Below are 7054 nucleotides of genomic sequence, written 5' to 3' on the forward strand. Positions count from 1 at the left end.
TCCTCGGTGTCGGCGTTGTCGCCAGCGGCATCACCGCACTCGTCAGCGGAGCCTGACGACGAACAGGTTGGTTCGCACGACCTCCGACTGCACCGGGTCGGCCAGCGCCCGGCGCGCAGGATCGGCGAGACCGCCGCACAACGTGATGCGGTCCGGCATCGATGGAGCTGAACTTCGCAGACCCAAGACAGGAATTCGACGTCAGTAGCCACCTCCGGGGTCTCGCCTCGCGATCACGGCAGCCCAGCGACGAAGGCGTCGACGCCGGAGGAGGGCGACGTCATCACCCGAGGATCATCGCCCGCGCCCGCCGCCATCGACGCCTGAGCGAGCACCACCACATCGGCGTCGCCCGCGGTCGCGACGGCAGCGGCGATGAGCCGATCATGCCGGTCCTGATCGCCGTCCGCGCGAGCTGCCGCGGCACCATCCACCAGCCGCGAGACGACAGAGATGTCATGACCCGCGGCATCCGCGGCGGCGCGCACGAGCCGCGTGGTCGGACCGAGTGTGGCCGTGAGCGTGGCCAGCACCAGCACCTGTCCGCCGGCCGCCCGTGCAACGGCGTCCCGCGCCATCGCGGCATCGACGCGGGTGAGGTCGACACCCGCTTCCGCGGCAGCATCGGTTGCGGCCTCGCCGATCGACGAGCATGTCACCAGCACAGCCGTCGCGCCCGCGGCTCGCAGCGCCGAGAGGCGCTGGCGCAGGTCCGCTCTCACGTCATCCGTGATGCCCCCGGCGATGGCGCGGGACAGGAGCGTGCCATCGACGACGTGCACCACCTCCAGGTCCGGACGCCGGGACCGCAGCAGGTCATCAAAGACCGGCACCAGCGCGGGAACGGTGTGCAGCACACCCACGCGAACGCTCACGCTGCATCCCGCCACGGGCGAGCGTGACGATCCACCACATCGATGAGGGTACGCAGCCGGTCCGCGGAACGCCGCGCCAGCTCGCCGCGCACATCCGCCGCGCCGACAACATCGCTCCACAGCGCCCGTCCCGCGAGGAATCCACTGGCCCCCTCCTCGCAGGCCGCAGTCACGGCGTCCCCGAAGCGCTCGCGCTCCACACCCTGCGAGAGCACCACCCACGGTGTGCTCATGCAGTCGTTCAGCGCCGCGCTCGCGGCTCGTTGCTGAGCCACCGTGCCGGTGCCAGCGAGGGGGACCTGTGCCTTGTACAGATCCGGCCGGAGAGTGGAGAGTTCACGGGCGGCCTCACGGATCGCGACATCCTGATCGAGGCCCGGGGCGACGCGCACGACCGGCTCGAGCACCGACAACACCCCGCGTGAGCGCGCCTGCTCGATGAAGCGTGCCGCGACTTCCACGCGTGCTTCGCGCCGCTCGTCCCGACGCCAGATCAGCAGCAGCTTCACCGCGTCCACCCCGTCATCCACGAGCGCGAAGGCGTCGCCGTCGATGTCGGTGTCCTCCACGGGCCCGCCGTCCTCCTGATTCAGTGCATCGACGGCGAGGATCACACCGGTGCCCTGCGGAACCGCCGAGCGGACCGTGGCGAAACCGAACTGCGCGTCCGCAAGGAACGCGGAGGCGATGGGCGCGAGCACCTCCGCCACCGCGGTCTTGAAGTCGATCAGCACGTCGTCGGCGGGCCGGCCATGACCGGCAAGATCGAACATGTGGCGCAGACTCTCGCGCTGGTCCATCGCAACCATGGCGAATCCGCCATCGGGGCGGGCGAGGGCATCGAGGGTGGTCATGATTCTCCTTCGGGTGAAACGGGCACCGCGCGAGCGGCGGTGAGGAAACGATCAAACGCGTCGTCGAATCCGGCGGCGGATGCGGCACGGACGGGGCGGGTGGGCAGCGTCGACTCCGGCGACGCAGCGCCCTCCGCGACGGCTGCATGCAGCGCGGCGCCGGCAGCGACCGGCTCTGCGGCGAGACAGCGACGGGTGGGGATGCCGGCGCTCGCGATCAGCGGAGCCCAGCACGCGTATCGGTCGGCGAGCGAGCCGAGAACGATGACGGAAGCGGTGCGCGAAGCCACAAATGCGTCGATGCTCTCGCGCATCCATCGCCCCTGCAACACCAGGGATTGCAGCACGGCACGCGGGCGATCGACCCCGTCGCCGATCACCCGCAGCTGCGCGGCCGGGTCGGGGTCCGGGCACTGACGTCCGGCAGGATAGGGCAAGACCGTCATCGGACTCGTCTCCCAGGCATCGGTCGGAGCGTCACGCAGAGTCCGCAGCGTGCCGGGGCGGCGTCGTTCCTCGTCCGCGAGCAATGCGCCGCAGCTGGGGTTGCCGCCGAGCACCGTGCGGGCGGAGCCGTCGATGGTGCGCGATACCGCGAAACCCGCGGCCACTGCCGCGGCGCGATCGACGCCGTCCGAGATCCGCACGACTGCTTCGGAGGTTCCCAGCGAATCCGCGACATCGCCGGGCTGGCGCGCCCCCGCAGCCCAGGCGCCGACGGCATGATCGTGCCCCGCGACATGCACGGGGACGCCGGCCGGAAGACCGAACTGCGCCGCCGTCGGTCCTGTCACATCGACGCGCTCGCCGGGCGCACGGAGGGCGGGAAGTGCCCGGGAGGACAGCCCGAGCTCACGCAGCAAGGGTTCATCCCACCCGTCATCTGCGAGCAGCATGGTGCGCGCGGCCAGCGTGTGATCGATCGCGCGGGTGCCGGTCAGCGCATGCGCGACGATCTCGGCCACGCCGCTCCAGTGCCGCACCGCCTCGAACACCTCCGGGCGCTCCGCGCGCAGCGCCCCGAGCGTCACGGCAGCGGGCTTGGTGGTGGCGGGAACGCCGGTGCGGGAGGGGAGGTGCGGATCCCGATCGAGGATCTGCTGCAGGTGCCGCCGATCGACGTGACGATCCCATCGGAGCAGCGGAGTGAGAGCGACGCCAGACGCGTCGAAGGCGGCACCGCTCTCGGCCATCGCGGCGATCCCGACCGCGATCACCGGCGCATCCGCGTGGGCGAGGCACTCACGCGCTGCCGCGGCGGTCGCGACGACCAGCCCGTCGACGTCGTCTGGCGTGAGGCGGCGAGAAGTGTGCACGATACGCACGCCGGTGAGCACATCCACGAGGACGGCCTTCGTAGAGGTGCTTCCGATGTCCAGCCCGAGCGCCAGAGTCACGCCTGTGCGCACCTCCCCGGGTGGCGGCGAAGCACACCCGCCATGCTCGGCGCAAGCCCCCGGACGTGCGGTATCACCGCCCCTAGCGTCGGGGAGTGACGTGTTCGAGTCCCTGTGCCCCGATCGGGGAATGGTTGCATCGACGGGAGGTCGCATCGTATAGTCACAGCCATGTGGTAACGATGCCACATTTCGACGGGAGTTGTGCGATGGAAGACACGAGATGCCTGATCCGCTCACGGGAACGGGTGCGCTCATGAGTGCCACCGCCACGCCGAAGAGCAAGAAGCCCTCGGTGCGCGGTCGGCTGAGAAAGCCACGCGAGCGCTACGACAAGCGCGAAGCGCTGGCGGGATACCTCTTCATCTCGCCCTGGATCATCGGGTTCCTGGTGTTCACCGCCGGTGCGATGATCTACAGCCTCTACATCTCCTTCAGCAGCTACAACCTGGCCACCAATACCGCCAGGCCCATCGGGATCGAGAACTACGCGAACCTGTTCAGCGACCCGCGGGTCGGCGTCGCGCTCAGCAACACGCTGTTCTACGCCGTGCTGGCTGTGCCGCTGGAGATCATCGTGGCGCTGTTCCTCGCGATGCTGCTCAACCGCGTCGGCCGGGGAGCCGGATTTTTCCGCACGCTCTACTACCTTCCGAAGATGACCCCGGCGGTGGCGACGGCGTCGATGTTCTTCCTGCTGCTCAACGGCAACAACGGTGCGGTGAACCAGTTCCTGCGCTTCTTCGGAATCTCGGGACCACAGTGGCTGGTGGATCCCGCCTGGGTGAAGCCGAGCATCGTGCTGATGACGCTGTGGACGGTGGCGGGAACGATGGTCATCTTCCTCGCCGCGCTGAAGAACGTGCCGGCCGATCTCTATGAGGTCGCCTCGCTCGACGGCGCGGGACCCGTACGCAAGTTCTTCGCCATCACGTTGCCGATGATCTCGGGTGCGATCTTCTTCAACGTGATCGTGCTGTCGATCGCTGCGTTCCAGGTGTTCGACCAGGCATACATCCTGTTCTGGCGAGACCAGAGCAACTCGTCGCCCGAGGCGTCGCTGTTCTACGCGATCTACCTCTTCCAGCAGGCGTTCCGACAGTTCAACTTCGGTTTCGCCGCTGCGATGGCCTGGCTGCTCTTCGTGATCATCATGATCATCACGGTGATCCAGGTGAAGTTCGGCAACAAATTCGTCTACTACGAGGGAGATCGCTGATGTCCGCTCCACTGCAGCAGCTGCCCCGTCCCTCGCGGCCGGGTCGTGAACTGGACACCGTTGCGGTCACGGTGCCGCGTCGGTCCCGCTGGCGTCGCAACATCGCTCGGCCACAGACGCTCGCAGGGCGTGTGGTGCTCGCCGTCCTGCTCATTGGTTTCGGACTGGTCTTCCTTTACCCGTTCGCCTGGCTCGTGGCGGCCAGCCTCAAGCCGCGCGGCGAGGTGTTCGACAACTCGCTGATCCCGAAGACGTTCACCCCCGGCAACTACGCCGAGGTGTGGAACCAGCTGCCGCTGCTCAGCTGGATGGGCAACAGCATCGGGATCGCGCTGCTCGCCGCCACGGCGGTGGCGCTGTCCAGCTCGGTGGTGGCGTTCGGGTTCGCCTACTTCCGCTTCCCCGGTCGCGGGCTGCTGTTCGGTCTCGTGCTGGCCACGATGATGCTGCCGGGCGCGGTCACGATGATCCCGATCTACCTGATCTGGAAGGAGACCGGACTGCTCGGCACCTGGGTTCCGCTGTGGGGCATGAACCTGTTCGGCTCGGCCTTCTACATCTTCCTGCAGCGACAGTTCTATCTGGGGCTGCCCAAGGAGCTCTTCGAGGCCGCGCGCCTGGATGGAGCGAGCTACTGGGGACTGTTCTGGCGCATCGCCATGCCGCTGTCGATCCCCTCGTTCATCATCGTTTTCCTGTTCGAGTTCCAGGCGAGCTGGAACAACCTGCAGGCGGCGCTGATCTACCTCAACGCCGGGTCGGTGGAGGACTTCACCGCCCCGCTGGGCATCGCCTACGCGATGACCAAATACAGTCCCACGGCCGGTGGTCACGGTGACTACCAGTACGTGATGGTCGCGTCGCTCATCGTGACGCTGCCGATGCTCATCCTCTTCGCGTTCGGTCAGCGGTACTTCATCGAGGGTGTAGCCACGCAGGGGCGCAAGGGCTGAGACCCGCGAGAACACGAGATCACGAGAACGCGAGATCACGAGAACGCGAGATCACAACGAGAACTCAAGATCACGAGAACTCAAGACCACGACGACAACTCAAGACCACGACGACAACTCAAGACCACACATACACACATAACACTCGGCGTCATTGCCTCTCCGTCCGACGAAAGACGATGTGGGAAGGTCCCCACATCGCGGCGAGGCAGCACCGCCCAACGAAAGGAATGACATGCGCAAGCGCATTCTCGGAATCGCGGCGATGGCCGCCGCGTCCGCTGTCGTACTGTCCGGTTGCGGTGGGGGAGGCGACGACGGCGCGGCCGCCGGCGTGGACTTCTCCGCCAAGCCCACCGGCACGCTGAAGGCGTGGGGGTTTGAGAACGCCGACGATGTGGGCCAGTCCCGCGTCGACTACGCCGCCGGCCAGCTGAGCGACGTGACGGTGGATCTGGACGCCACCGCCTTCGACGCGCAGAAGTTCACCACGCGCCTCGCCAGCGGTGACGTGCCGGACGTGGTCCAGATGGATCGGCGCTACGTCACCACCTACGCCGCCCAGAAGCTGATCATGCCGCTGGATGAGTGCTTCACGGCGCAGGATGTGTCGCCGCGCGATCACTGGTACCCGTTCGTCGTGGACGACGTCACCTATGACGATGCCACGTGGGCGGTGCCGCAGTTCTACCAGCCGCCGGCCATCCTCCTGAACAAGAAGGTGCTGGCCGAGGCGGGCGTCAGCTCCGAGGAGATCGACACGTCGAAGCCGGACGTGCTGCTCGCGGCGATCGCGAAGATGTACCAGGAGAACGGCGGGGTGCCCAGCCGCCTCGGCTTCGACCCGGTGGCCACCGGCCAGGGTGGCATGTGGATTCTCGGCACCGGCGGCAAGCTCAACGATGACAAGGGTGCCCCCACCCTGGACGACCCGAGCAACATCGCCGGCATCGAGCTGCTGAAGAAGATCACCGACGCGCAGGGCGGTTACGCGTCCGTCAAGAGCTTCACCGATTCCTTCGACACCTTCGGTGACGACAACCAGTACGTCAAGGGTCAGGTGGGCGCGCAGATCAATGCGCAGTGGTACCCCAACGTGCTCTCGACCTACGTGGACCAGCTCCAGTTGGAGGCCGTGCCCTTCCGCAACGCGGATGGTGAGCCGTTCTCAGTGGCCTCGGGCACCGCGTTCGTGATCCCTGCGGGGGTGAAGAACCCCGCAGCGGCTTGCGCCTGGATGATCAACCTCACCTCCGACGACGCGTGGGATGCGGCGGGCGATGCTCGCGGCGAGACGCGTGCGAAGGACGGCGGCATCAACACCGGCCTGTTCACCGGTTCGCCGGGCGCCGACAAGGCGCTGCGTGACAAGTGGGTCAAGCCCAGCGGCAACGCCGACTTCGATCAGGTGATCTCCGCCTACTACGACGTGGTGGATTACGGTCAGTCGTTCGGATCCTCGCCGGCCGGTCAGGAGATCCAGAATGAGCTGAACAACGCCATCACCGCGGCGCTGCTCGGTGACAAGACTCCGGAGCAGGCGCTGGCCGACGCTCAGAAGGCGGCGATGCGCGCCTACGACAATGCCACCGCGGGATAGCAGGGACTGACGAGAGGGCGGGTCGATACGTGAACTGCTCCCTGGAAGTTGGACTGATGAATTCAGTTCTGACATTCAGGGAGCAGTTTCATGCATCCACGCAGTTCGCTTTCCGATGACCAGCGTGCCACGGCGGTAGCGTTGTTTGAGGCCGGT

At 67.0% G+C, this 7054-nt stretch carries 6 protein-coding genes; 3 read left to right on the forward strand and 3 right to left on the reverse strand.

The window, feature by feature from the left end; all coding sequences use genetic code 11:
- Nucleotides 1-233: 233 nt before the first annotated feature.
- Genes ACI3KU_RS18790 through ACI3KU_RS18800 form a run of 3 tightly spaced genes read right to left on the reverse strand, consistent with a single transcriptional unit; the run spans nucleotide 234 to nucleotide 3126 of the window.
- Entirely contained in the window at nucleotides 234-875 is a 642-nt protein-coding gene (locus ACI3KU_RS18790; protein WP_404923865.1) for an aspartate/glutamate racemase family protein, read from the reverse strand.
- Nucleotides 872-1729, reverse strand: a complete 858-nt coding sequence (locus tag ACI3KU_RS18795; protein ID WP_404923866.1) for a hypothetical protein — start codon at nucleotides 1727-1729, stop codon at nucleotides 872-874. The genes ACI3KU_RS18790 and ACI3KU_RS18795 overlap by 4 nt, the downstream gene beginning before the upstream one ends.
- A complete protein-coding gene (locus ACI3KU_RS18800) occupies nucleotides 1726-3126 on the reverse strand; it encodes an FGGY family carbohydrate kinase (RefSeq protein ID WP_404923867.1) in 1401 nt (466 codons plus the stop codon). Before ACI3KU_RS18800 ends, ACI3KU_RS18795 begins: the two co-directional genes overlap by 4 nt.
- 256 nt (nucleotides 3127-3382) lie before the next feature.
- On the opposite strand from ACI3KU_RS18800, the gene ACI3KU_RS18805 reads away from it, so the two are divergent.
- From ACI3KU_RS18805 to ACI3KU_RS18815, 3 genes are all read left to right on the forward strand, one after another.
- The gene (locus ACI3KU_RS18805) at nucleotides 3383-4345 is read left to right on the forward strand and encodes a carbohydrate ABC transporter permease (RefSeq protein WP_404923870.1); all 963 of its coding nucleotides are present in this window, start codon (nucleotides 3383-3385) and stop codon (nucleotides 4343-4345) included.
- Nucleotides 4345-5298 (forward strand): carbohydrate ABC transporter permease, encoded by a 954-nt coding sequence (locus ACI3KU_RS18810; protein ID WP_404923868.1) that lies wholly within the window; start codon nucleotides 4345-4347, stop codon nucleotides 5296-5298. Before ACI3KU_RS18805 ends, ACI3KU_RS18810 begins: the two co-directional genes overlap by 1 nt.
- Before the next feature lie 235 nt (nucleotides 5299-5533).
- Entirely contained in the window at nucleotides 5534-6898 is a 1365-nt protein-coding gene (locus ACI3KU_RS18815; protein ID WP_404923869.1) for an extracellular solute-binding protein, read from the forward strand.
- Nucleotides 6899-7054 lie beyond the last annotated feature (156 nt).

This window comes from Microbacterium sp. ZW T5_56, from assembly GCF_044987425.1.
Classification (GTDB): domain Bacteria; phylum Actinomycetota; class Actinomycetes; order Actinomycetales; family Microbacteriaceae; genus Microbacterium.

Bases quoted from the DNA above. Each gene is read 5' to 3' on its own strand.
- ACI3KU_RS18795 (WP_404923866.1), bottom strand. From the start codon at position 1,729: ATGACCACCCTCGATGCCCTCGCCCGCCCCGATGGCGGATTCGCCATG.
- ACI3KU_RS18805 (WP_404923870.1), top strand. From the start codon at position 3,383: ATGAGTGCCACCGCCACGCCGAAGAGCAAGAAGCCCTCGGTGCGCGGT.
- ACI3KU_RS18810 (WP_404923868.1), top strand. From the start codon at position 4,345: ATGTCCGCTCCACTGCAGCAGCTGCCCCGTCCCTCGCGGCCGGGTCGT.
- ACI3KU_RS18815 (WP_404923869.1), top strand. From the start codon at position 5,534: ATGCGCAAGCGCATTCTCGGAATCGCGGCGATGGCCGCCGCGTCCGCT.